We start from the raw sequence: 21,574 nt of genomic DNA on the forward strand, positions 1-21,574 counted from the left end.
TGCGCGTATTCACTCGATGAAGTCGAGGGCAGCGCGGATCAGGGCACGTGCCCGCTCTCCGTAGACCGCCATGTCCTTGAGTTGCGCGTGTGCCCGCACGTACAGCTCAACCTCCGTCGGTTCAACCACTGTCACCTGCGCCGAGAGGAGTTCGACATGGACCCGCTGATCGTCGAACATGGTGAACGCTTCCAGGGTCCACATCGTGCGCGACCTCGCCGCGAACGGAATGACTCCCAGAGACACAGCGGGCAGCGCCATCGCCGACAGCAGATAGCCGAGCTGGCCGGCCATCACATCCGGCTCGCCGATCTGCGAGCGCAGAACTGACTCTTCAACGAGCATGACGAACCGGTGATTGCCCTCCCGGATCACGCTCTTCGACCGCGCCATGCGGGCCTCGACCGCGTCAACGACATCGTTGGGCGTCTGGCGGAACTCTGTGATGGCGGACAGCAGCGCGGTGGCGTATTCCGGCGTCTGCAGCAGGCCGGGCATGACGTGTGAGGAGTAGGTGCGAAAGAGGCGGGTGCGCTCGTACAGCGGCACGCGCGACTCCTGCAACCGGCGCAGGCCAGTGCGTTGGAGGCGGCGCCACTCGGTGTACATGGAGTCTGCTGAGCGGGACGCGGCGATCAGGTCGGCGATCAGGCCGGTCGCCTCGCAGGCGGCACACCAGGCGCGGATATCGGCGTCGCTCGGGGTGGCCTTGGCCGACTCCAGGCGGGAAGTCTTCGCCGGGTGCCACCGGCAACGGGCCGACACTTCACGGGCGGTCAGCCCGGCGTCCAGGCGTATCTCGCGGAGGCGTTGAGCGAGCGCCTTGCGCGCGGCCTGGACGCTGGACGAGGGGGATGACATCAGCGGTCGTTGATCCTGCGGTGCCTCAGATCTCGTACTCGCCGTGCGGTACCCCGCGCTCCCACACCGTCTCGAACGCGTCGGCGCACAGTTTGACCGTGGCCGGGTCGTCGGCGACTTCCGGACCGCCCGACGCACCGTCGCCGGAGAAGTGGTTGAAGCGGACAACCTGGTCGTCGAACAGCCAGAAGTCGTTGCCCGGCAGTGCGATGTCGCTGGCGCGGCGCCGGGGCAACCAGCGAACCTCTTCTCCAGCCTGGATATTCAGCAGCGTTCCCGCGTGCTCGAAGCGGATGTACTCGCTGACGGGTTCCGACACGATGCGGGCCCGACGGATCGTCACGCCGCGCGCGACTGCCTCGCGGACCGTGTCGAGCCATTCCTTGCGGCGACCATTCCGATCGTGTCGGCTGCTGTCGTCGCCTTGCCTCCACGCTGCGAACTCGGCCGCCTCGGAGGCGATTCCGTAGGTGTCACGCATTTCCAGGTGGACGGCGGTTCGGTGGCAGTCTGCCAACTGCTCAGCGAAGCTTGGCACTCTGTTCTGCGCGTTCTGCGGCATCGCACGCCTTCCTCACGAGCGGCACCATGCGTGCCGGAATCCTGATCACGGCCTCGGTGTCCGGAATGTGTCCGACCGTCAGGCACTCGGCCTCGGTGGCGGCGTCGGCCTTCCATCCCTGGAACAGCATGTCGGCTGTGTCTTCGTCTACCCAGACTGTGGGGCATTCGTCGCCGTCGGTCTGGGGGTCCTTGCCAAAGAACCGTAGAGCCATGTCAACCTCCGCGATGAAGTGGGTTGCGACTTCTTGCAGACCATCACGTCATCGGAAGCACAGTGTCAAGGAAAAGCTACGCAGAGTGTCCGGATTCGGCCACAGTGAAGGGCCTTGCAGGGCGAGCGTTGCGCAGATCACCCAAGGCGCCAGCCGCACCACCAAGCGTCAGCCGCACCAGTCGTACCGAGGCCGTGCCTCGTTCGGGGTTTTCGGCCCTGTGGTCGTCCGTGGTGCGGCATCGTCTTGTTCGAGGCCCTCGATCCAGGGGGCCGGCGAGCAGAGGGCGGGAAGGGGTGCCATGGAGGGTGAGCGGGAGACGTGGAAGACGGAGGAGTTCGGGGCTTCGCACGAAGGCGCCGTCGGTGTTCTCGCCGAGGACGGAACCGTGCCCCGGCCCGTCTACTTCGACGCCGGATCGAGCGGCAACATTCAATCGGTCTCGCACTGGAGCGTCTACGACGGTCAGTTCAACAGCGTGCGGGCGGCCTCGTTACGCGGGGTCTGCTCCTGTGGCTGGACCGGCACGGAGTATCCGCTGGACTGGGACGAGATCGGCGATGAGGACCTGGCCGACGCGGGTGCGCGGCTGGCTGAGAAGTGCACGATCGACTGGGACGATCACACCGAAGGCGTGGCGGCGGCGGCCCTGCCGTTGCCCGAGCCGGTCACCGCGCTCCTGGAGGAGCTGAGCCGAGAGATCGAGAAGCTGACGAAGTCGTCACCCCTCGCCGCCGTACGGGCGGTCCGCCGCCTGGAGGTCGCCGCCGTGGAGGTCGGATACTGGGCGGCCCGCGAGGTACGGGGGGACGCGACGGCCGAGGAGGCCGCGGCGGCCCTCGGGCTGGACGAGGACGCGGCCCGGAGCCTGCTGGCCCGCCTCGGCCGGTGGAGCCCCTACTCCTGACCACGCCCTACCGGCCGCCTCCGGGTCGGCGGTTGAATATCGGTGTGGCACGGAAAGCGGTGGGATTCGGTGAGGACGATCTTCGGTCGCTGGCGGGGGCCCGGTCCTTCGAGAGGGCGCTGGGGTATCTGGACGCGGTGAGCGGACTGGAGGTGGGGGACCGGTCGGTCACCGCCACGGTGCACGGTACGGACGTCTACGAGGTGGAACTCACCCTCGGCGGGAACTCCCGTAGCGAGACGTCCGGGTGGTGCTCCTGCCCGTACGGACAAGAAGGCAACTTCTGCAAGCACTGCGTGGCGGTGGGGCTGACCGTGCTGCGGCAGGCGGAGGCGGTTCCCCGGCAGCGCAAGGCGGCTCGGGCGCGGGCTTCCGGTCTGGAGACCTGGCTCAAGGCGCTGTCCCGTGACGAACTCCTCGCGCTGGTAAGGGAACAGATCGGCGAGGACCGGGGGCTGCGCCGCCGTCTGGAGCTGCGGGCCGCCGCCGCCCGCTCGGACGAGGGCGCGGTACGGGACCGCGTCCTGGCGTTGATCGATCCGCGGCCCTTCGCCCGGTACGGGTGCATCGAGTACGCGGAGGCGCCCGGATACGCCCGGCAGGTCGAGGAGGCGGCGGGCGCGTTGCGTGCCCTGGCCTCCGGAGGTTTCGGGGTGCGGGCCGTCGACCTGGCCGAGGAGGCGATCCGGGCGCTCGGCGACGCGTACGGCGAGATCGACGACTCCGACGGTGTGGTCGGGAGCGCGGTCGTCGCCGTGGCCGAGGCCCATCTGGCGGCCTGCCGTGTCGCCCGCCCGGATCCGGAGCGGCTGGCCGAGTGGCTGGTCGGGCAGGTGCTCGGCGACGGGAACGACGCGGTGGACCTCGATCCGCTCGACTACGCAGAAGTCCTCGGGCCCGCCGGGCTGGCCCGGATGCGGCAGCTCGCGGCCGAGGCGCGGCTGCGCAACCCACGCGGCTGGGCGGAGCGGTACCTGATGGAGCGCCTGGTCAAGGCGGAGGGTGATGTGGACGCGTTGGTCGCCCTGTACGCGAAGGATCTGGACCCGTCCGGCGCCACGCATCTGCGGATCGCGGACGCACTCGAATCGGCGGGCCGCGCTGAGGAGGCGCTCGCGTGGGCCGAGCGCGGGCTGCGGGACAGCGCGTCCGAGGCGCACGTCGACGGCCGTCTGGTCGAGCATGTGTGCGACCGCTACGCGCGGGCGGGACGTCTGACTGACGTGGTCGCGGTTCGCCGGGGCCGGTTCCGGGTCGAGCGGTCCCTCGTCGGATATCAGGCGCTGCGTGCGGCTGCGCGGGCCGCCGACTGCTGGGAGGCCGAGCGCGAGGCGGCGCTCGTGGCTCTGCGGGACGACGCCTGCCAGGAGCGTGGCGCCGGGCACCGCGGGCCCGTGCTGATCGACGCGCTGCTCGATGACGGCGACCTGGACGCCGTCTGGGGGGAGGCCGACGGCCGTGCCGACGGCCGGCAGTGGCGGCAACTGGCGGACCTCTCACGCGAGACGCGCCCGTCCGACGCGCTCGCGGTGTATCTGAGGATGATCGAGCCGCTGAAGGAGCCGACCGGGGACCGTGTCTACGAGCGTGTGGCGCGGCTGCTGCTCGACATGCGCGACTGTCACCGTGCGCTGGGGACCGAAGCGGAGTTCACCTCCTATCTCCAGGGACTGCGACTGGAGTTGCGGCGCAGGCGGAAGCTGATGGACGTTCTCGACCGGCACGGGCTGTGAATCCCTGGGGCGGACCGATGGGGCGGACCGGTGGGGCGACCGGTGGGGGTGCGAGGGAGCTGAGGAAATCGGCGGTCTGTCGCCCGAATGGCCCGTTCCGGCTTGCGGGGTGCCGGGGCAGTGTCTTGGGCGTCTGGTTCGATCGCGGCGGAGGGAACATCACATGCAGGTTTCACGACGGTTCGGTGCGGGGGCAGCGGGTGTGCTGAGTCTGCTGCTCGCGGCCTCGTTCAGCGGGGCGGCGCAGGCGACCACCCCCACCGGGGCGGCGCACGCCTCACGGGCGGCGGCCGTGGCGGAGAGCTGGCCGGTCGAGGACTGCTCGGACGACACCTACATTCTGCGGACCGACAGCATCACCGCGGAGCCGAAGCCGCTGGAGAAGGGCAAGCCCCTGGTCATCACGGCGCACGGGACCCTTCTGGAGGAAGTCCGCGAGGGTGCCCAGGTCCAGGTCACCGTGAAGCTCGGGCTCATTACCCTCCTCCGCAAGACGCTCGACCTCGCCGAAGAACTCAAGTCGCACAACGCGCCCGTGCGGGTGCCCATCGAGCCGGGGAAGGTCTCGTTGCCCCTCTTCTACCTCGATTCCGCCAGCGACCTCCTTAAGGGTGACTTCCGGATCAGCGTGCAGGCGTACAACGACGACGACGCGGACCTCGCCTGTGCGAAGGTCCACATGGATCTCCGCAGGACCTGACCTGCCCCCGTACGCCCAAGAAGGGCTCGCCCCCATACGTGCGGGGCGGGCCCTTCCGCATTCCGTTCCGTCATGGGGCTAGGAACTGATGGTCCGTCAGGTTACGCTCCGGCGCATGATTTCCACGGTTGTCTGGGGTACCGGGAACGTCGGGCGCGCGGCCATCCGTGCCGTGGAGGCTCACCCGGGGCTGAAGCTCACGGGTGTTCTCGTGCATGATCCGAAGAAGGTCGGGCGGGACGCCGGGGAGTTGGGCGGGCTCGGCGCGGTGGTGGGTGTCGCGGCCACCGACGACATCGAGGCCGTACTCGCCACCCACCCCCGCGCCGTCGTCTACGCCGCGTCCGGCGACATCCGCCCTGACGACGCCCTCGCCGACATCGTCCGGGCGATCCGTACCGGAGCCGTCGTCGTCACCCCCGCGCTCTACGCGCTGTACGACCACCGCAGCGCCCCGCCCGAACTGCGCGACCCCGTCCTCGCGGCCATCGCGGACGGCGGTGGCTCGCTGTTCGTCTCCGGAGTCGACCCGGGCTGGGGCAACGACGTCCTGCCGCTGCTGATCAGCGGACTCGGCAGCACGATCGATGCCATCCGCTGTCAGGAGATCTTCGACTACTCCACCTACGAACAGCCCGACGCCGTCCGCTATCTCATCGGCATGGGCCAGCCCATGGACTACGAAGCGCCGATGCTGATCTCCACCGTGCCGACCATGGTGTGGGGCGGGCAGATCCGGTTGATGGCGCGGGCGCTGGGCGTCGAACTCGACGACATTCGCGAGACCCTGGCCCGGCGCCCTCTGGAAACCACCGTGACCACCCGGACCATGGGCGACTTCGACGCCGGAACGCAGGGCGCCGTCCGCTTCGAGGTGCAGGGCATCGTCGGCGGCGAGCCCCGGATCGTCATCGAGCACATCACCCGTATCCATCCGTCGTGCGCGCCCGACTGGCCGTCGCCGCCCGACGGTTCGGGCGCGCACCGGGTGATCATCGAGGGCCGGCCGCGGATCGAGGTCACCGTCGAGGCGGCCGACGAGGGCGAGAACCGGTCGGCGGGCGGCAACGCCACCGCCGTGGGCCGCCTGGTCAACGCCGTCGACTGGCTGGTGGACGCGGAACCCGGGCTGTACGACGCGCTCGACATCCCGCTGCGCCCCGCAGTGGGCCGGCTCGGAAGGAGACAGCCATGAACATCGACATCCCCGAGGGCAAACATCCGATCGAGTACGTGTGGGGCGACATGGTCCCCGGGATCGGAACGGCCGCCGCGAACTTCTCCCTCGCCGTCTACGCCCATACGACCCTGGGGCTACGGGAGTTCGAAGCCGCGCGGCTGCGGATCGCGCAGATCAACGGGTGTCTGTTCTGCCTCGACTGGCGTACCGACCGGGACGGCGAGAAGGTCGAGGAGGAGTTCGCCGACGCGGTCGAGGAGTGGCGTACCGCCGAGTCCTTCGACGAGCGGACGCGGCTGGCCGCCGAGTACGCCGAGCGGTACGCGCTGGACCACCACGGGCTTGACGAGGAGTTCTGGGCGCGGATGTCCGCGCAGTACAGCCAGGCCGAGATCGTGGAGCTGAGCATGAGCATCGGGTCGTGGCTGGCGTTCGGGCGGCTCAATCATGTGCTGGGCCTCGACGCGCAGTGCGTGCTGCCCACCGGCTGAGCCGGGCGGCACGGAATCTGGTCCGGGGCCGGTCGTCGGTGCGTCCGGTCGGCCCCAGGCCGTCGTCACGGTCCCTGGTGACGGTACGCGTACGGGGTCACAGGTCGGTGGCGATGATCTTCTCGATGTTGCGTTCGGCGAGCGCCGTGATGGTGACGAACGGATTGACGCTGGTGTTGCCCGGGATCAGCGCGCCGTCGATCACGTAGAGCCCCGGATGGCCGTGCAGACGGCCGTAGTTGTCGGTCGCCTTGTTCAGGATCGCGCCGCCCAGCGGGTGGTACGTGAGGTGGTCGCCCCAGATCTTGTAGACGCCGAAGAGATCGGTGCGGTAGATCGTCCCCTCCTTCGCGTTGATCTTGTCGAAGATCGACTTCGCGGCGTTGATGCCCGGCTGCTTCCAGGCGGTCTGCCAGTTCAGGTCGACCTTGCCGGTGGCCGGGTTCCAGGTGAACTCGGCGCGGTTCGGGTTCTTGGTGATGGACAGGTAGAACGACGCGAACGTCTCGATGCCGGTGGGCAGCGGCGCGACCTCCGCGAAGGCGCCGCCCGCCGCCCAGTTGTCGATACCGGCGGTCGGGATGGACGACTGGAGCGCTCCCGTCGGGTCCCACAGGTGGTTGGCCCGGCCGCACATGACGTTGCCGTTGTCGCCCCAGCCCTTGCCGATCTCACCGTTCAGACCCGGCAGCGCGCCGCTCGCCTTCAGCTTCACCAGGAGCTTGCTGGTGCCGACGCTGCCCGCCGCGAAGAACACCCGGTCCGCCGTGACGGACTTGGTGGCCGTGGTGTCCCCGTTGGTGTTGATCACGTCGATGAGGACCGTGTAGCCGCCGCCCGCAGCGGGGGAGACCGAGGTGACCTTGTGCTGCGCCGATACGGTGACCCGGCCGGTCGCGGCGGCCTCCGCGAGATACGTCTTCGGCAGCGACTTCTTGCCGTAGTTGTTGCCGTAGAGGATCTCGCCCGCGAGCGCCGACTTGGGGACGGTGCCGGCCGCCTCCTTCTTCATGTACTCCCAGTCGTAGACGTCGGGCACGAAGACGAACGGGAAGCCGGAGCGGCCCGCGTGCTTACGGCCGACCCGCGCGTACTGGTAGCACTCGGCGGTCTCGAACCAGTTCGGGTCGATCACGTTGACGCCGAGCGCGGCGTTGGCGCGCGGGTAGTAGGTGCCGTACATCTCGTCGGCGTTCACCGACGGGAGGATGGCGCCGAAGTTCTCGCGCTTCGGCGTGACGGCCATACCGCCGTTCACCAGCGAACCGCCGCCGACTCCCCGGCCCTGGTAGACCGTGATGCCGCTGAAGTCCTCGGCGTCCAGGATGCCCGTGTACCGGGGGACGTCCTTGTCGATGGGGAAGCCGAGGAAATTGCTGAGGGGCTGCTTGGTCCGGGTGCGCAGCCAGAACGACCGGTAGTCCGGCGTCGTCGTGTTGGCGAAGATCTTGCCGTCAGGACCCGGCGTGTCCCACGCCATGCCCATCTCGACCATATGGACGTCCACGCCCGCCTGTGCGAGCCGCAGCGCGGCGACGGACCCGCCGTACCCGGTGCCGATCACCAGCGCCGGGACCCGGGCCCCGTCACCGATCGGGGCCCGCACGGCGGCCACCGCCTGTCCCGCACCCGCGTGTCCGGCCAGCGCGACGGCTCCAAGAATGGAACCTGTTCCTGTGATGAAGCGTCTACGGGAAACTCCCTGATGTCCTGTTCCGTGCACGGAATCTGTGCTCATGCGAGGTTCCTCACTCTCGACGGAATGGGAACATGTTCTACTGTTACTTGCTGGACAAGTCACTACATACCTGAAGGTAACTTGGGTGGCGGGGCGGGGCGGGGTTCGGTACGGCCGGTGCGGGGGCCCGGGGCGGTCGGACCGTGGTTCAGAGAGGGGACTGCCACGTCTCCGTCGCCGTCTCCGTCGCTGTGTTGTCGTCCCGTACCGTCAGCCGGACCCCCGCCCGCCCGTCCGGCAGCCGCGCCGTCACATCGACCGTCACCGCGACGCCCGTCGTGCCGGGGCGGCGGGACACGGTGGCCAGGGCGCGCCGCAGCGCCGCCAGGAGATGCCCGGCGACCGGGTCCACGAGCCGGGCGTCGACCGGGCCCGTGAAGTGGACGGACGGCGCGAAGCCGAGGACCGCCGCGGCGCCCGCCGTTTCCCGCAGCACCCTCCCGCGTACGGACGTCGGGGCGTCCGCCGGCGGCTGCCGCAGCGCGAAGATCGCCGTACGGACCTCCTGGATCGTCGCCTCCAGCTCGTCCACCGCACGGCCGAGCGCGGCCGGCACCTCCCACCCCACCTCGCCCGCCCCGACCGCCCTGCGCCGGGTCGACTCCAGCATCATCCCCGTCGCGAACAGCCGCTGTACGACAAGATCGTGCAGGTCACGGGCGATCCGGTCCCGGTCGTCGAAGACCGCGAGCCGCTCCCGGCGCTGCTGGGCGTCCGCGAGGACGAGGGCCGCGGCGGCCTGCGACGCGAACTGGACGGCGAGCAGCCGCTCCGCCCGGGTGTACGGGGGTCCGCCGGGGCCGCGCGGCAGCGCCAGCGTGCCGATCAGCCGCCCGCCGGACTGGAGCGGCAGCATCATGCTCGGGCCGAACCGGGACCGCACGCGGGTCGTCATCCGGGGATCCGTCGCCGAGTCGTCGATGAAGACCGGCTCGCCGCCGAGGAGTTGGGTCAGCACCGCGCTGCCCGGCGCGATCGTCGTGCCGACCAGGTCGCCCAGATCGCCAGGGTCGCCCGGCCTGCCCGACTCGACTGGCTCGCCCCGGGTGGACGCGGCGACGATCTCCATCCCGCCCTCATGGGTCCGCTGGAGGATCACGCCCGCCGACGCGTCCGCGAGGTCCCGGGCCTGCTCCGCGACCGTCACCAGCGCGTCCGCCGCCGCCACCTCCGTGAGCAGCGCCGTCGTCACGGCCGCCGCGCCCTCGATCCAGCGCTCCCGGCGCCGGGCCTCCGCGTACAGCCGGGCGTTGCCGATCGCGATCCCGGCCTGCGCGGCGAGCACCCGCACCAGATACTCGTCGTCGGCGGTGAAGGGGGCGCCGTGCCGCTCCAGACGGAGCGCGCCGCAGACCTCGTGCTCTACGTGGACCGGTACGTCCAGGACCGATACGTCGAGGCGCGTGCCGGACGGACCCGCCGGGGTGCCCGTCGTGTACGGGGCGTGTCGGGTGCCGTGGGTGTCGTGGGTGCCGTCCGCCGGGCCCGTCACGCTCAGCGCCGCGTACCGCGCGCCCGTCAGCTCCGCCGCGCTGTCGACCAGACGCTGAAGCGTGACCCGTGGATCCAGATCCGTACCGACCCCGAGTACGGCCTCCAGGAGCAGCGGCAGGTGCTCCATCAGGGTGGCGGATGGCCGGCGCGGTGCGGGGGAGTCCGGGAGTCCGGGGTGGTCAGACGGCCATCGGGTTGAGGACCATCGGCTGGACCTTGCCCTCCAGCATGGAGCCGATGCCGAGGATCGCGCACACGTCGGGCCGCTCCGCGATGGCCACCGGCATCCCGGTCGCCTCCCGCAGCATCTCGTCCAGGCCCGGGAGCAGCGCGCTGCCGCCGACCATCATGATGCCCCGGTCGGCGAGGTCCGCCACCAGATCGGGCGGGCAGTCGCGCAGCACCTTGCCGATGCCGTCGAGCACCGCCGTCAGCGGGGTGTGGATCGCGTCGCGCACCGCCGCCGTGTCCACCCGGACCGACCGCGCGAGCCCGGTGGCGACATCGCGGCCGTGGATCTCGGTGGACGTCGGGCCGTGCTCGGTCAGGCCGTTGCCGGACAGGGCGACCTGGAGCGGGCGTACCGACTGGGAGGGGAGCATCAGCTCGTGGTGGTGGCGCAGGTGCTGGACGATCGCGTGGTCGATCGCCTCACCGCCCACCGGGATGCGCTGCGCCGTCACGATCGAACCGAGCGACAGGACCGCGACCTGCGTGGTCGCCGCACCGCACATCAGGATCATCGTCGCCTCGGGCCGTTCCACGGGCAGTCCGCAGCCGACGGCCGCCGCGATCAGCGTGTCCACCAGCTCCACGCGGCGCGCCCCGAGCCCCACCATCGTCTCGACGGCGGCGCGCTGCGCCAGTGGGTCCGCGTCGTGCGGGGTGCAGGCGGCGGCCCGCAGCCAGGGCTTGCGGCGCAGGGCGCGGCGCAGCTTCTCGCCGAGCAGATGCCGCAGCATCCGCTGCGCCATGTCGATGTGCACCACCGAGCCGCCCTGCACGGGACGCACCACCCGGATGTACGCGGGCGTCCGGCCCGTCATTCGCTCGGCGAACTCGCCGACCGCGATCAGCGCGCCGGTACGGGTGTTCACGGCGGCGGCGCTCGGCTGGTCCACGACGAGACCCGCGCCCTTCACGAACACGCGGGTTCTCGCGGCCCCCAGGTCCACCGCGAGATGGCACCGGCGCAACTGCTCCAGGCTGGCGTTGCTGGTCATGGGCGGAACCTCCCGAGAGCACGGATCGTGCGGGGCCCCCGGTCGGCGGGCCCTGACTCCGATCGTGCGGGGGGCGGGGTGCCGCCGCACTGTGGGATGCGCCGGGCGGGGGGCCGCGTGCGGCCGGGCGGGTGGTGTTCGGGCGGGTGATGTTCGGGGCGAGGGGGACTGAAGGGGAGGGGGCCGACGACCCGGGCCGGGCGTCCGGAAGGGCGTTGGCCGGGCGTCCGGAAGGGCGTTGGCCGGGCGTCCGGGAGGGCGTTGGCCGGGCGTCCGGGAGGGCGTTGGCCGGGCGTCCGGGAGGGCGTTGTTAGCATCCCCTGTGACCAGTACGACCCCCGAAGACGAAGAGAAGGGCGGGTCGGACGACGGCGGTCCGATATCCGGCGCCGCCCCCGACACCGCCACCGCTGCCACTCCCGAAACCGACGCCGACGCCGCCACCGGCTCCCCTCCCGGCCCGGCCCGGCGCCGTGTCCTCGCCGACCTCACCCCGCTGCGGATCTCCCCGGACTACCGGCGGCTGTGGATCGGCAACACCATCTCCTGGACCGGACAGGCGATGACCGCGCTCGCGGTCTCGCTCCAGGTGTACGACATCACGGGGTCCAGCTTCTCGGTCGGCCTGGTCGGCCTGTTCTCGCTGGTACCGCTCGTCGTCTTCGGCCTGTACGGGGGCGCCGTCGCGGACACCGTCGACCGCCGCAAGCTGGGCCTGTACTCGGCGACCGGGTCCTGCGCCCTGTCCGTCGCGCTGGCCGTGGCGGCGATCGCCGGGTTCCACCATGTGCCGTTCCTGTACGGGATCGTGGCGCTGCAAGCCGTGTGCGGGGCCCTCAACATGCCCGCCAGGTCCTCGATGATCCCCCGCCTCCTGGCGCCCGAACACCTCCCCGCCGCGAACGCCCTCTCCTCCATCACCACCACGTCCGGCGCGATGGTCGGGCCCATGCTCGGCGGCCTCGTCGTCGGACTCTGGGGCTACCAGGTCACCTACACCATCGACGCCGTCGCCTTCACCGCCGCGCTCTACGCGATGTGGCGGCTGCCGTCGATGAAGCCCGACGGCGCCGCCGAGCGCGGCAAGCGGGCCTCCGTCCTGGACGGGCTGCGGTTCCTGGCGACCCGGCCGAACATCCGGATGACGTTCTTCACCGACATGTGCGCCATGGTGCTCGCCCACCCCCGGGCGCTCTTCCCGGCGGTCGCCGTCCTCTGGTACGGCGGCGACGCGAAGACGACCGGGCTGCTGGTCGCCGCGCCCGCCGTCGGCGCGCTGCTCGGCGGCGTGTTCTCGGGCTGGCTCGGCCGGATACGCCGGCACGGGCTCGCCATCCTGCTCGCCGTCGCGTCCTGGGGCGCGGCCGTCGCCGTCTTCGGACTGACCCGGAACCTCTGGCTGGGGCTGCTGTTCCTCGCGCTCGCCGGATGCGCCGACACCATCTCGATGGTGTTCCGCTCAACGATGCTCCAGGCGGCGACCCCGGACGAGATGCGGGGCCGCTTGCAGGGCGTGTTCATCGTGGTCGTCGCGGGCGGTCCCCGGCTGGGGGACTTCCTCGCCGGTTCGGTCGGCGACCTGGCGAGTCCGACGGTGGCGGTCACGGGGGGCGGGGTCGCGTGTGTGGTGGCGGTGGCGGTACTGGGGTTGGTGTGGCGGCGGTTCGCTCGGTATGACGCGCGGAGGCCGGAGGCGTAGAGCCCACCCTTGCCGCTCAGTACGCGCTCGCCGCCTCCACCAGCGGGGCCAGGGAGCTGACCGTGTCCAGGGCACCGGCCGTGGCGAGCCGCTGCCGATCGGCCGCCAACCGGGCCAGACCGATGAACGGGAGGCCGATCGAGCGGGCGGCGGTGGCCTCGGCGACCGATCCGGCGACCATCAGACAGCGCTCCGGCCGGGTTTCGAGCCGGTTCAGGGCGCGACGCAGACAGTCGGGGTGGGGCATCAGTAGCCCCAGGTCGTCGGCGCGTCCGTGGATTCCGCCGGTGCGCAGGGACCGGCCCGTCTCGCGGTGGTTCAGCACCTGGTTCATAGCCTCTCGCGAGGTGTCCCCGACCACGGCGACCGCGATGCCCTGACCGTTCAGGGCCGACAGCAGTTCACGGAGGTGCGCGGGGGGACGGGTGGCGCGGGTGGCCCGCACCTCGATCGCGTCAAGGCGGCGCCGCAGGTCGTCCGCCGACGCGTGCCGCGCGAACCGGCGCAGCACGTCCAGCGGATGCACGGACGACTCCGACCCCTCGATGCCCGGATCAAGCAGCGGTACGCCGTCCAGCGCGTCGGACGGGTCGCGGTACTCCACGAGGAGCGCGGCGAGTTCCCGCGCCGCCTCCCTGGCCTGGTCGCGCGAGTAGAGCCGGGTCACGGGGCCGTCGAAACCGAGGATCAGCGAGTCGACGGCGGTCAGCGCTTCCCAGATCCGGCTGTTCGGCGTCCGGGGGCGCGTGGGGGTGGTGACCCCCGGGGTCAGGCTGGTGCGTCCCCGGAGCGAGACCCCCGCCGGGGCCAGGCGCAACAGCCGGTCGCGGAGCCTGCCCTGTGCCTCGGTGACCCGCTCGGAGGGGAGGCGGCGGGTGACGTCGAGGGCTTCCCTGCGCAGGCGGTGGATCAGGAGTGGGGGTAGTTCCAACGGCTCGTAGAGCGAGTCGTGGGACTCCGGGTCGTCGTAACGCCAGTCCAGTTTGGCGTAACAGGTGAAGGCTTGGGGGCCGCCCGCTCGGAGGGGGAGGTGGACCTCGGCGAACATGTAGGGCGCGTTCGGCGGGCTCGGCCTGTCGTGGCCGAGCAGGGCGTACCAGCAGGTGGGTTCGGGGTCGTCCGGCTCCCGGTACAGGGGCTGGAATTCGGCGGCGGCTGCGGTGTCGTCGTCCGATGCCATGAGTTGTTCGTAGAAGGGGCGAGAGATGCCGACCAGTGCGCCGGCCAGGGCGGATTCGAGGCGGCTCTGGAGGGTGCGGTAGCCCGGCAGGTTGGAGTCGGCGAGGCGGACGGTGTGCCAGAAGGTGACCCGTAGCCGGGGCAGATTCTCCTCTTCGAGGAGGTCGGTGAGGCGCGTCAGTACGGTTCTGAGGAGGGGGAGTACGTCGGTGTCGACCTCGGTGAAGAGGGCGAAGCCGGAGAGGCGGGCGATGCGTTCTATGGCGTTCGGGTCGACGCCGCTTTCCTCTATTAGGCGGGTGACGAGTCGGCCCAGGGCGTGGGCGAGGGCCGCCGCGGCCTCTTCGCCGAGGGTGAATTCGGGCTCCTCGTCGGCGAATTCGAAGACTACGGAGGCTCTGGTTCGGGGGGCGGGGCTTTCGCTGGGGTTTACATCCGGGGTGCCCGGTACTTGGGGCTGTGCCCACCCGTCCCGCCCAGCGGGACGACTGCCCACAGCGGGTTGAGGGTCCTCGGCTGCTTCCAGTAGGGCTCGGTGCAGTTCTTCGATGGCTGGGGCCGGGGGGCCGTCGAGTGACTGGAACTCCTCGTAGGCGTCCAGCGCTTCGGAGATTCGGCCGAGGCGTTGGAGGGCGAGCATGCGTAGGCGCCAGAAGTCCTCGCGGGACGGGTGGTCGACCAGGAGGTCGGCGAGGTCGGATGCGGCCTCCTCCAACCTGCCGAGGTTCAGGTCGAGTTCGGCCCGGGTGCGCAGGAGCCAGAGGCGTAGTTGGCGGAGTCGGGTGCGGGCGGACTGAGCGGCCGGGCCCGGTACGCCGTCCAGGGGCTCGCCCCGCCACAGATCCAGCGCGGAACCGACGAGTTCGCGGGCCTCCGCCAGTTCCCCCCGCTCCCGCGCCTCCTTCGTCCGCGCCACCAAAGCGTCACAGGCGAACACGTCCACCTCGTCGGTACTGGTGTGTAGCGCGTACCCGTCGGGGAGCGTGGCCAGGGTGCCGGGGCCGAGGGCCGTACGGAGCTGGGACGCAAGGCGGCCGAGTTCGGCCTCGGCGCGCGCGGAGCGCCGGATGCCCCAGATGCCGTCGAGGAGTTCGCCCCGAGTGACCGGGGTGCCGTGGCGTAGCAGCAACTGGCAGAGGAGGGGGCGGAGTTCGGTGGCCGTGTGGCGGTCCAGGATCGCGGGCACCGGGTCTGGCCCCGACCGCCACACCCGTACCGGGCCGAGGAGCGAGTACCACAGGTTGGGCGACTCCTCGGCGAGACGGGCCAGCGCGGGGTCCTGGAGGCGGGTCAGACCCTCGGGGTCGCCGTCGTGCGCGGCGGCGATGGCACGGATCAAAGGTTCACCCAGTCCGGGTGGCAGCTCGGAGAGCTGGGAGGCACCTACGGAGGGGTCCGTTCTCGCGGAGCCCGACATCAGGTTCATCAGCAGTTTTCCGAGCGCGCGTTCGTCGTCGGCCCGCCCCGCCGCACCGGTCGTACGCCCCAGGTCGAAGTGCGTGAGTTTGACCGTACCGTCGGGCAGCAGGATCAAGCGGGTCATGCCGATGCTGCCGTGCGTGACGCCGCGCGCGTGAACGGTTTCGACGGCCCGCGCGAGGCCACTCGCCACCGAGACGAGAAGGCGAGGGGGGATGTGGTAACCGCTGGGCGCCGCAAGGGCGTTGAGGGGGATTCCGTCCACATGTTCCATCACGACGTATGGCACATCGCCTTGGATGCCGTGGTCGAGGACGGTGACGACGTTCGGGTGCCGTAGGCCCGTGAGCGCGGTCGCCGCCTGCCGGAACCTCTCGATCCGCCCCGGCCAGAACCGCGAGTGCAACCGCACCACGACCGTCCGGTCCACGTCGTCCGCTTCCGCCTCCATGTCCCGCCCCAGCCACAGGCTTCCGCTTGGCCGCAGCCGCCTCAGCAACCGGTACCGCCCGCCGATCAGTTCCCCCGGAGCCGGCGTCGGCGCCTCCATACCCGTACCCACCCCCGTCCCCGTACCCGCCATCTCCCGGACGCTCTCCGCACGCACCGTCGCGACAGGCGCCCCCGTCAGCCTCCCCGGTGTTCCGCCCACGGCGGGCGCCTCCGCGCGGAAGTCGCCCGCCGCCGAACCCGCCCGTGCGTCGATCAGCGCACCGACCTCCGTGAGCAGCGCCGCCGTACGGTCCCGGGTGGTACGCGGCAGCGAGCGCAGCAGCAGATCGCGCACCCCGGGCCGGAAGGCGTACGAGCCGTGCGGGGCCTCGCTGGTGAGCATGCCGCTGAGGATCACCTCGGCCAGGTGCTGCGGGCGCGGCCGTGGCTCGATCGCCGCGTGCACCAGCCGCATCACCGGCAACCGGGGCTGCCCCAGGGCGAGATGCCCGGCAAGGCGGAACGCCTCGGGCGAGGCCGTCGCGCGGAACCGGCCCACCAGCTCGGTGGCCGACAGCGCGGTCACGTCCTCGCGGGTCGGATCGTCCGCCATGAACGGCACCGGGCCGCGCGGCAACCAGGCCACCGCGCCCGGCAGTCGGGCGCCCCCGGGGTCGGCGACGAGCGCGGACCAGTGGGCCAGCCAGACGGGGGACGGTTCCAGGACGGGGAGCGGGAGGAGCGGAGGGGTTCCGCCGTCGGCTCCGACCGCCGGGGTCCCGTCCGGCATCGGAACGTCCGGCACCGGATCGTACGGCGTGAACGTCAGCGCGGCGGACGGCGCCGCGGGCCCCGGCGCGGTCAGCAGCCCCGCCTCGGTCGGCAGCGCGGTACCGCGCCACAGGCGCTCGGGCAGCGGCTGGAGTACGGCGACCGGCATCCGGGCCACCCATCGGCGCAGGGTGCGGTACCAGCGGTCGGCGCCCGGTCCGGCCCACCACTGGGGACCCATGCAGTCGCTGATCAGCAGGGTGACCGTACGGCCGTCGGCGAGGACGGGCGCTGCCGCGCCGAGCGGTCCGCGTACGGTGCCGTCGGCGTCGGCACGGTACAGCTCGACCGTGCGGAAAGCGCCCGACTGGGCCAGCGTGGTGTGCAGTTCGCGGACGAGTGGGCGCCAGACAGGCATCGTCGGCCCGGCGTCGTACACCAGGTGCAGGCGCAGCCAGCGTTCGCGGGTGGGGCGGAGCACCGGCAGCCACCACTCTGGCCCGGCGCCGAGGAGCGCGATGCGGTGCGCGGTGGCCTCCTCGTCCAGCTCCCGGCCGAGGGGCGACGGCACGCGGCGCGCCAGCGGGCGCAGGGCCCGTTGCAGGGCCAGCGGGCGCGTCAGCATCGGCGGCGCGGGCGCCAGCAGCGACGCCCGCGAGACGGTTCCGGTTGCACCATCGTCGTCCGTGCCACCGGATGGCGGGGCCGGGAGATGGAGCGGTACGCGGTCCTCGTCGCGGGGAAGCGCGGGGGGAGGCGGTGAGGTGAGGGCCGGGGGGTGTGGTGGGGGCGCGGTGTCGGAGGGTGTGGGCGGTGGTGGGGTGAGCGGGGTGGTCGGATCGGGTTCCGGTACGGGCGGCGGGGGCGCGTCCTCGGGGGCGGCCTGGAGGTGCCGGGCCAGCCAGAGGAGTTCGGCCAGCTCGGTGGCGCCCGGCCGGGTTCCGTCGCCCGCGCGGGCGAGGAGGTCGGCCAGGTGGGCGCTGCCCGCCGGAGTGCCTGGGGTGTCCGGGGTATCCGGGGTATCCGGGGTGTCCGGGGCGCTAGAGGGCATCGTCGTCCGGGCCGTGGCTCAGGTACGGCATCAGATGTTCCGCCAGATCGTCGCGGGACGCGCCGGCGAGGCCCGCCGCGCCGGTGAGGTAGATCGCGTTCAGGAGCTGGTCGGTGGCGAGTTCACCGCCCGAACCCCGGTTGAGGAAGCGGCCGATCAGCGAGCGGGCGTAGCCGTCGGGCTCGCCCAGATGCGCGCGGACGATCTCTTCGAGGTGCGCGTCCCCGGGGCGGCGCAGCCGCAGCGACACACAGCGGCGCAGGAACGCGGGCGGGAACTCCCGCTCCCCGTTGCTCGTCAGTACGACGAAGGGGAACGCCCGGCAGCGCACCCGCCCCCGCGCCACCGCCACCCGGTCGTCCGTGCCGTCCACCATGACCTCGGCCTCGGCGGTGTGCCGTGCGGCGCGGACGAGTTCGGGGATCTCGTACTGCCCTTCCTCCAGGACGTTCAGGAGGTCGTTCGGCAGGTCGAGGTCGCTCTTGTCGATCTCGTCGATGAGCAGGACGCGGGGGCGCCGGTAGGGGAGCAGGGCGGTGCCGAGGGGGCCGAGACGGAGGTGGTCCTGGAGGTTCGCCGCCGGGTCCCGGGGCGGGTTCGACGGGTCCGGCGGGTTCGATGGGTTCGTGGGGTGGGCCGCCGCGTCCCTGGCCGCGTACAGCCGGGACAGCGGGTCGTACTGGTACAGGCCGTCGTGCAGCGTCGAGCGGCTGGTGATGTTCCAGCGCAGGACCGGGCCGAGCCGCAGCTCGCGGGCGACCGCGTAGGCGAGGGACGACTTGCCGCTGCCCGGCGGGCCGGTCACCAGGAGCGGGCGGCGCAGATACAGCGCGGCGTTGACCAGGTCGACGCTCTGCCCGGTCGCCCGGTAGGTGCGGGCCCGGTGCGCGCGGTCCGGGGACGTCGCCGCCTCGTCGCTGTCCTCGGCCGGGGTCTCCAGCGCGGGCCCGCCGTTGAAGGCGCGCCAGGGCGGCGGCTCGGGCAGCCGGTCGATACCGTCGTGCGGCTCGCTGGTGCCGGTGTAGACGGGCCACTGGGACATGGGTTCCGCTTCTCCTTGGTCGGATTCGGGTCGGATTCGGGTCGGATTCGGATCGGATTCGGGGGGTGTGGCGGCGGTCAGCCGACCGGTGAGCGGGCGTGGCCCGGGGTCTCCGGGAAGCACCGGGGGTCCTCCCACAGCAGGGTCAGGTCCCGCGCCCAGTGCTCGTCCGGCTCGGGCGACAGATAGACGGCCTTGCGCAACGCCCGTATGTGCAAAGGGAGTTCACCGGGCGGCAGCCGCTGTACGTAGTCCACGAGCGCGTCGAGGAACGCGCCCCCGGTGCACGGCTCCCCGTCGTCGTGGTCGCCGCCGCAGCCGGTACGGGGCCACAGCATCACCGGCACCGAACCGTTCAGCCCGGCCGAGAACAGCCGTTTCATCCGGGCCGACTTCGGGGGCGCCGTGAACCCCATCATCTGACCGTCCTCCCACAGTCGTACGGTCAGCCGGCCCTGGTCCTCGCTGCTGCCGCACTCCACCCGGTACAGATCGGCGGCCGGGCGCCCGTCCAGCGACTCCCACTTGCGCAGCAGCCCGTGTTGCAGCCCGCCCTTGCGGCGCCGGTCCCGGTCCATCACGACCAGCGGGTACAGGCAGCCGATCGGGCTGGGGTCGTCCGCGCCGCGGGGCCACTGCTCCACGGGCTGGCTGAGCAGTTCGCGGGGCAGCACGAACGCGATCAACACCTGGGCGCCGTGCGGGAGTTCGTGGAACGCCTCGTCCACGCGCTGGGCCACGTACCCGCGGACCTGCGCCTTGGGCAGGCTGCGGTTGCCGATGACGCGTCGCTGCCCGTCGCGGTACGCGGACACTTCGACCAGGAGGTGGCCGCGGCCGGCGCCGCTGCGTTCGAGTTCTACGACGATCGGGGACCAGGAGGTGGGGGGTGAGGGAGGAGAGGGAGGGGTCGGAGGAGGGGCGGCGGGGGCGGGGGTGGGCGGTGTGAGGTGAGCGGCGCGGGCGGGCCAGTGTTGCAGGGCGTGGCGGGTCGCCGTGTCGTCCACGAAGTCCGCGAGCCGGGTGGCGAAACGGGCCGGGGCCTGGGCGTCGTCCACCTCCCAGAACAGGTACCAGGCGGCGGCCCACAGCGAGGGGAACCCCTCCGGCGGGAGCGGCGGTCCGCTGACCGGGTCGACCGACTCGCTGAACAACTGGTCGGCGGTGCAGGCGACGCCCCCGGACTCGGCCGCCGCGACCAGTCGGCGCAGGGACTCCTTGTCGGCGCGGTCGAAGCCGTGGGTGGGGATGAGTTCGCCGAGCCGGGACCAGGAGCGGGCCATCACGGCGGCTGGCAGCATCCGGCCGTTGCGCACGGCCCGGTCACCGGCGGCGGCGGACACCATGCCGACGACATGGCCGGTGTCGGCGAGGACGGCCGCCGCGCCGCTGAACCCCGGGGCGAGCGGCTGCCCGTGGGCGTTCCACGCCTCCAACTGGACCCATTCCCCGGCGATGCGCTGGGCCGATGTGGTGCGGTACTCGGCGAGGGTGCCCTCGTCGTAGCGGGCGGGGAAGCCGTAGACCAGGAGTCTGCGGGGCGGATCGCCGTAGCCGTCGCCCGGCGGCGCGAACTCGGCGTGCGCCAGCGGTACGTCACGTTCCAGCTCCAGGACGGCCAGGTCGCCGGGGTCCGTACTGCCGCCGCCCCAGGCGCCCCGCGCGACAACGGTCGCGGTCAGCGGGCCGAGCCCGGCGGCCTGCGGAAAGGTCACGGTGACGCCGGTCTCCTCGGCGCCCCGTACGACATGCGCGCAGGTCAGCACCTCACGCCGGGACACCAGAAACCCGGCACCGACGTCAGGCCCGCAGTCGACCCGAGCGTGCCACTGGGCGTGGGGCCTGACCGGATGTCCGGGGGCTGGGGCCCCCGGCGGGTTTCCTGGGGCTGGCGCCCCTAGCGGGTGTGTGGGGGCTGGGGCCCCCGGGGGGTGTCCGGGGGCTGGTGCTCCCAGTGAGTGTGCGGGGGCTGTGGCCCCCAGCGGGTGTCCCGGGGCTGCCGCCCCACGGGGTGCCCCGCTCGGGGCGGGGGCGCCATTCCCGTGCGGTAGGGCGCCGACGGTTGGCCTGCGGCCCGCATCGGTCGGTCTGCCGTCCAAGTCGGTCAGCCCGCGCCCCGTGTCGGTCGGTGTGCCGCCTGCGGCGATAGGCCCGCCGCCCGTGTCCGTCGGCCCGCCGACCGCCTCGATGGGCCCGCCGTCCAAGTCGGTCGGCCCGCTGCCCGCGTCGGTCGGCCCTCCGCCCACGTCTATCGGCCCCCGGGCCCCATCGATCTCCCCGCTGCCCGCAGAGGCGGGGACGGTGTGCGGGCCTGTTGCTTTGGGGGCTGTGTCTGGGTGGGGGGTGTCCTTGGGGGTCATGATGTTGCCGTGGTCTCCGGGGACCAGGTCAGTTTGATCAGCAAGTGGCCCTCCGCCGAGCCCTTCACCAGGACCGCCCCCGTTTCGGCGGTCATGCGGACGCCGAACTCGATCTCTACGGAGTCCGGTTTCAGTACGCCGTCGCGGAAGACCCGTAGCGCCGACTCCGCCGCCGCCCGCGCTCCGGCGAGCGACGCCTCGAAGGTGCGGGTCGCTCGGGTCGGGCCGTCGTCGCGTGAGACCGGGCGCGAGCCCGAGCCGTCGTCCGGGGCCGCGACCACGATCCTCGCGCCGTCATCGGTCCTGAACTCCACCAACTCGTCCATGCATCCCCCGTATCTCCGGAGTCAACCGTATGGTCCAGGACGGTACTTGTGCAGGCGGCCCACCGGACAACGGGACAGCGCCGCCTCCCCGTGGGACCGGGGGAGCGGCGCCGCCGTTGGTTCGGGTGACGTCAGATCAGCCAGCCGACGAAGTGGACGATGCCGGCGAGGATGTTGGTGATGACGTTCATG

16 protein-coding genes are annotated in these 21,574 nt (G+C 71.9%); 6 read left to right on the forward strand and 10 right to left on the reverse strand.

Annotated features, from left to right (window positions below):
• Positions 1-9 precede the first annotated feature (9 nt).
• From ACIQNU_RS03535 to ACIQNU_RS03545, 3 genes are read right to left on the reverse strand one after another with little or no spacing between them, the layout of a single operon-like run.
• Positions 10-864: a helix-turn-helix domain-containing protein gene (locus ACIQNU_RS03535; RefSeq protein ID WP_401362415.1), complete on the reverse strand. Its 855-nt coding sequence runs from the start codon at positions 862-864 to the stop codon at positions 10-12.
• A 22-nt stretch (positions 865-886) separates the two neighbouring features.
• Complete coding sequence (locus tag ACIQNU_RS03540; protein WP_401360447.1) at positions 887-1,423, reverse strand: DUF6879 family protein; 537 nt, start codon at positions 1,421-1,423, stop codon at positions 887-889.
• Positions 1,383-1,637 carry a hypothetical protein gene (locus ACIQNU_RS03545; RefSeq protein WP_401360449.1) on the reverse strand — a complete coding sequence of 85 codons (255 nt, stop codon included), beginning with the start codon at positions 1,635-1,637 and terminating at the stop codon, positions 1,383-1,385. The genes ACIQNU_RS03540 and ACIQNU_RS03545 overlap by 41 nt, the downstream gene beginning before the upstream one ends.
• Positions 1,638-1,938: 301 nt before the next feature.
• Here ACIQNU_RS03545 and ACIQNU_RS03550 point away from each other — a divergent pair, with 301 nt between their 5' ends.
• From ACIQNU_RS03550 to ACIQNU_RS03570, 5 genes are all read left to right on the forward strand, one after another.
• A complete protein-coding gene (locus ACIQNU_RS03550; protein ID WP_401360451.1) occupies positions 1,939-2,544 on the forward strand; it encodes a hypothetical protein in 606 nt (201 codons plus the stop codon).
• A 44-nt stretch (positions 2,545-2,588) separates the two neighbouring features.
• Complete coding sequence (locus tag ACIQNU_RS03555) at positions 2,589-4,277, forward strand: SWIM zinc finger domain-containing protein (RefSeq protein WP_401360453.1); 1,689 nt, start codon at positions 2,589-2,591, stop codon at positions 4,275-4,277.
• 163 nt (positions 4,278-4,440) lie between these two features.
• Entirely contained in the window at positions 4,441-4,977 is a 537-nt protein-coding gene (locus ACIQNU_RS03560; protein ID WP_401360455.1) for an ML domain-containing protein, read from the forward strand.
• 115 nt (positions 4,978-5,092) lie between these two features.
• Complete coding sequence (locus tag ACIQNU_RS03565) at positions 5,093-6,172, forward strand: dihydrodipicolinate reductase (protein WP_401360457.1); 1,080 nt, start codon at positions 5,093-5,095, stop codon at positions 6,170-6,172.
• A complete protein-coding gene (locus ACIQNU_RS03570) occupies positions 6,169-6,648 on the forward strand; it encodes a carboxymuconolactone decarboxylase family protein (protein WP_401360459.1) in 480 nt (159 codons plus the stop codon). The genes ACIQNU_RS03565 and ACIQNU_RS03570 overlap by 4 nt, the downstream gene beginning before the upstream one ends.
• A 97-nt stretch (positions 6,649-6,745) precedes the next feature.
• On the opposite strand, the gene ACIQNU_RS03575 is transcribed toward ACIQNU_RS03570, so the two are convergent.
• The 3 genes from ACIQNU_RS03575 to ACIQNU_RS03585 all read right to left on the reverse strand — a co-directional run bounded on the left by ACIQNU_RS03575 (position 6,746) and on the right by ACIQNU_RS03585 (position 11,103).
• Positions 6,746-8,386 (reverse strand): GMC oxidoreductase, encoded by a 1,641-nt coding sequence (locus ACIQNU_RS03575; RefSeq protein WP_401360461.1) that lies wholly within the window; start codon positions 8,384-8,386, stop codon positions 6,746-6,748.
• Positions 8,387-8,534: 148 nt separating this feature from the next.
• A complete protein-coding gene (locus tag ACIQNU_RS03580; RefSeq protein ID WP_401360463.1) occupies positions 8,535-10,007 on the reverse strand; it encodes a GAF domain-containing protein in 1,473 nt (490 codons plus the stop codon).
• A 52-nt stretch (positions 10,008-10,059) separates the two neighbouring features.
• Positions 10,060-11,103, reverse strand: a complete 1,044-nt coding sequence (locus tag ACIQNU_RS03585; RefSeq protein WP_401360465.1) for a rod shape-determining protein — start codon at positions 11,101-11,103, stop codon at positions 10,060-10,062.
• A 496-nt stretch (positions 11,104-11,599) separates the two neighbouring features.
• On the opposite strand from ACIQNU_RS03585, the gene ACIQNU_RS03590 reads away from it, so the two are divergent.
• A complete protein-coding gene (locus ACIQNU_RS03590) occupies positions 11,600-12,802 on the forward strand; it encodes an MFS transporter (protein ID WP_401362418.1) in 1,203 nt (400 codons plus the stop codon).
• Between the two features lie 16 nt (positions 12,803-12,818).
• On the opposite strand, the gene ACIQNU_RS03595 is transcribed toward ACIQNU_RS03590, so the two are convergent.
• The 4 genes from ACIQNU_RS03595 to ACIQNU_RS03610 form a co-directional block, all read right to left on the reverse strand.
• Positions 12,819-17,654 carry an SAV_2336 N-terminal domain-related protein gene (locus ACIQNU_RS03595; RefSeq protein WP_401360467.1) on the reverse strand — a complete coding sequence of 1,612 codons (4,836 nt, stop codon included), beginning with the start codon at positions 17,652-17,654 and terminating at the stop codon, positions 12,819-12,821.
• Complete coding sequence (locus tag ACIQNU_RS03600; RefSeq protein ID WP_401360469.1) at positions 17,644-18,696, reverse strand: AAA family ATPase; 1,053 nt, start codon at positions 18,694-18,696, stop codon at positions 17,644-17,646. Before ACIQNU_RS03600 ends, ACIQNU_RS03595 begins: the two co-directional genes overlap by 11 nt.
• Before the next feature lie 77 nt (positions 18,697-18,773).
• Complete coding sequence (locus tag ACIQNU_RS03605; protein WP_401360471.1) at positions 18,774-21,056, reverse strand: trypsin-like peptidase domain-containing protein; 2,283 nt, start codon at positions 21,054-21,056, stop codon at positions 18,774-18,776.
• A complete protein-coding gene (locus tag ACIQNU_RS03610; RefSeq protein WP_401360473.1) occupies positions 21,053-21,382 on the reverse strand; it encodes a CU044_2847 family protein in 330 nt (109 codons plus the stop codon). Before ACIQNU_RS03610 ends, ACIQNU_RS03605 begins: the two co-directional genes overlap by 4 nt.
• Positions 21,383-21,574 lie beyond the last annotated feature (192 nt).

Origin of the sequence: Streptomyces sp. NPDC091292 (assembly GCF_044757265.1) — a bacterium.
In the GTDB taxonomy this organism is placed as follows: domain Bacteria; phylum Actinomycetota; class Actinomycetes; order Streptomycetales; family Streptomycetaceae; genus Streptomyces.

Bases quoted from the DNA above. Each gene is read 5' to 3' on its own strand.
- ACIQNU_RS03540 (WP_401360447.1), bottom strand. From the start codon at position 1,423: ATGCCGCAGAACGCGCAGAACAGAGTGCCAAGCTTCGCTGAGCAGTTG.
- ACIQNU_RS03550 (WP_401360451.1), top strand. From the start codon at position 1,939: ATGGAGGGTGAGCGGGAGACGTGGAAGACGGAGGAGTTCGGGGCTTCG.
- ACIQNU_RS03570 (WP_401360459.1), top strand. From the start codon at position 6,169: ATGAACATCGACATCCCCGAGGGCAAACATCCGATCGAGTACGTGTGG.
- ACIQNU_RS03560 (WP_401360455.1), top strand. From the start codon at position 4,441: ATGCAGGTTTCACGACGGTTCGGTGCGGGGGCAGCGGGTGTGCTGAGT.
- ACIQNU_RS03610 (WP_401360473.1), bottom strand. From the start codon at position 21,382: ATGGACGAGTTGGTGGAGTTCAGGACCGATGACGGCGCGAGGATCGTG.
- ACIQNU_RS03580 (WP_401360463.1), bottom strand. From the start codon at position 10,007: ATGGAGCACCTGCCGCTGCTCCTGGAGGCCGTACTCGGGGTCGGTACG.
- ACIQNU_RS03565 (WP_401360457.1), top strand. From the start codon at position 5,093: ATGATTTCCACGGTTGTCTGGGGTACCGGGAACGTCGGGCGCGCGGCC.
- ACIQNU_RS03600 (WP_401360469.1), bottom strand. From the start codon at position 18,696: ATGTCCCAGTGGCCCGTCTACACCGGCACCAGCGAGCCGCACGACGGT.
- ACIQNU_RS03575 (WP_401360461.1), bottom strand. From the start codon at position 8,386: ATGAGCACAGATTCCGTGCACGGAACAGGACATCAGGGAGTTTCCCGT.
- ACIQNU_RS03585 (WP_401360465.1), bottom strand. From the start codon at position 11,103: ATGACCAGCAACGCCAGCCTGGAGCAGTTGCGCCGGTGCCATCTCGCG.
- ACIQNU_RS03605 (WP_401360471.1), bottom strand. From the start codon at position 21,056: ATGACCCCCAAGGACACCCCCCACCCAGACACAGCCCCCAAAGCAACA.
- ACIQNU_RS03595 (WP_401360467.1), bottom strand. From the start codon at position 17,654: ATGCCCTCTAGCGCCCCGGACACCCCGGATACCCCGGATACCCCGGAC.
- ACIQNU_RS03545 (WP_401360449.1), bottom strand. From the start codon at position 1,637: ATGGCTCTACGGTTCTTTGGCAAGGACCCCCAGACCGACGGCGACGAA.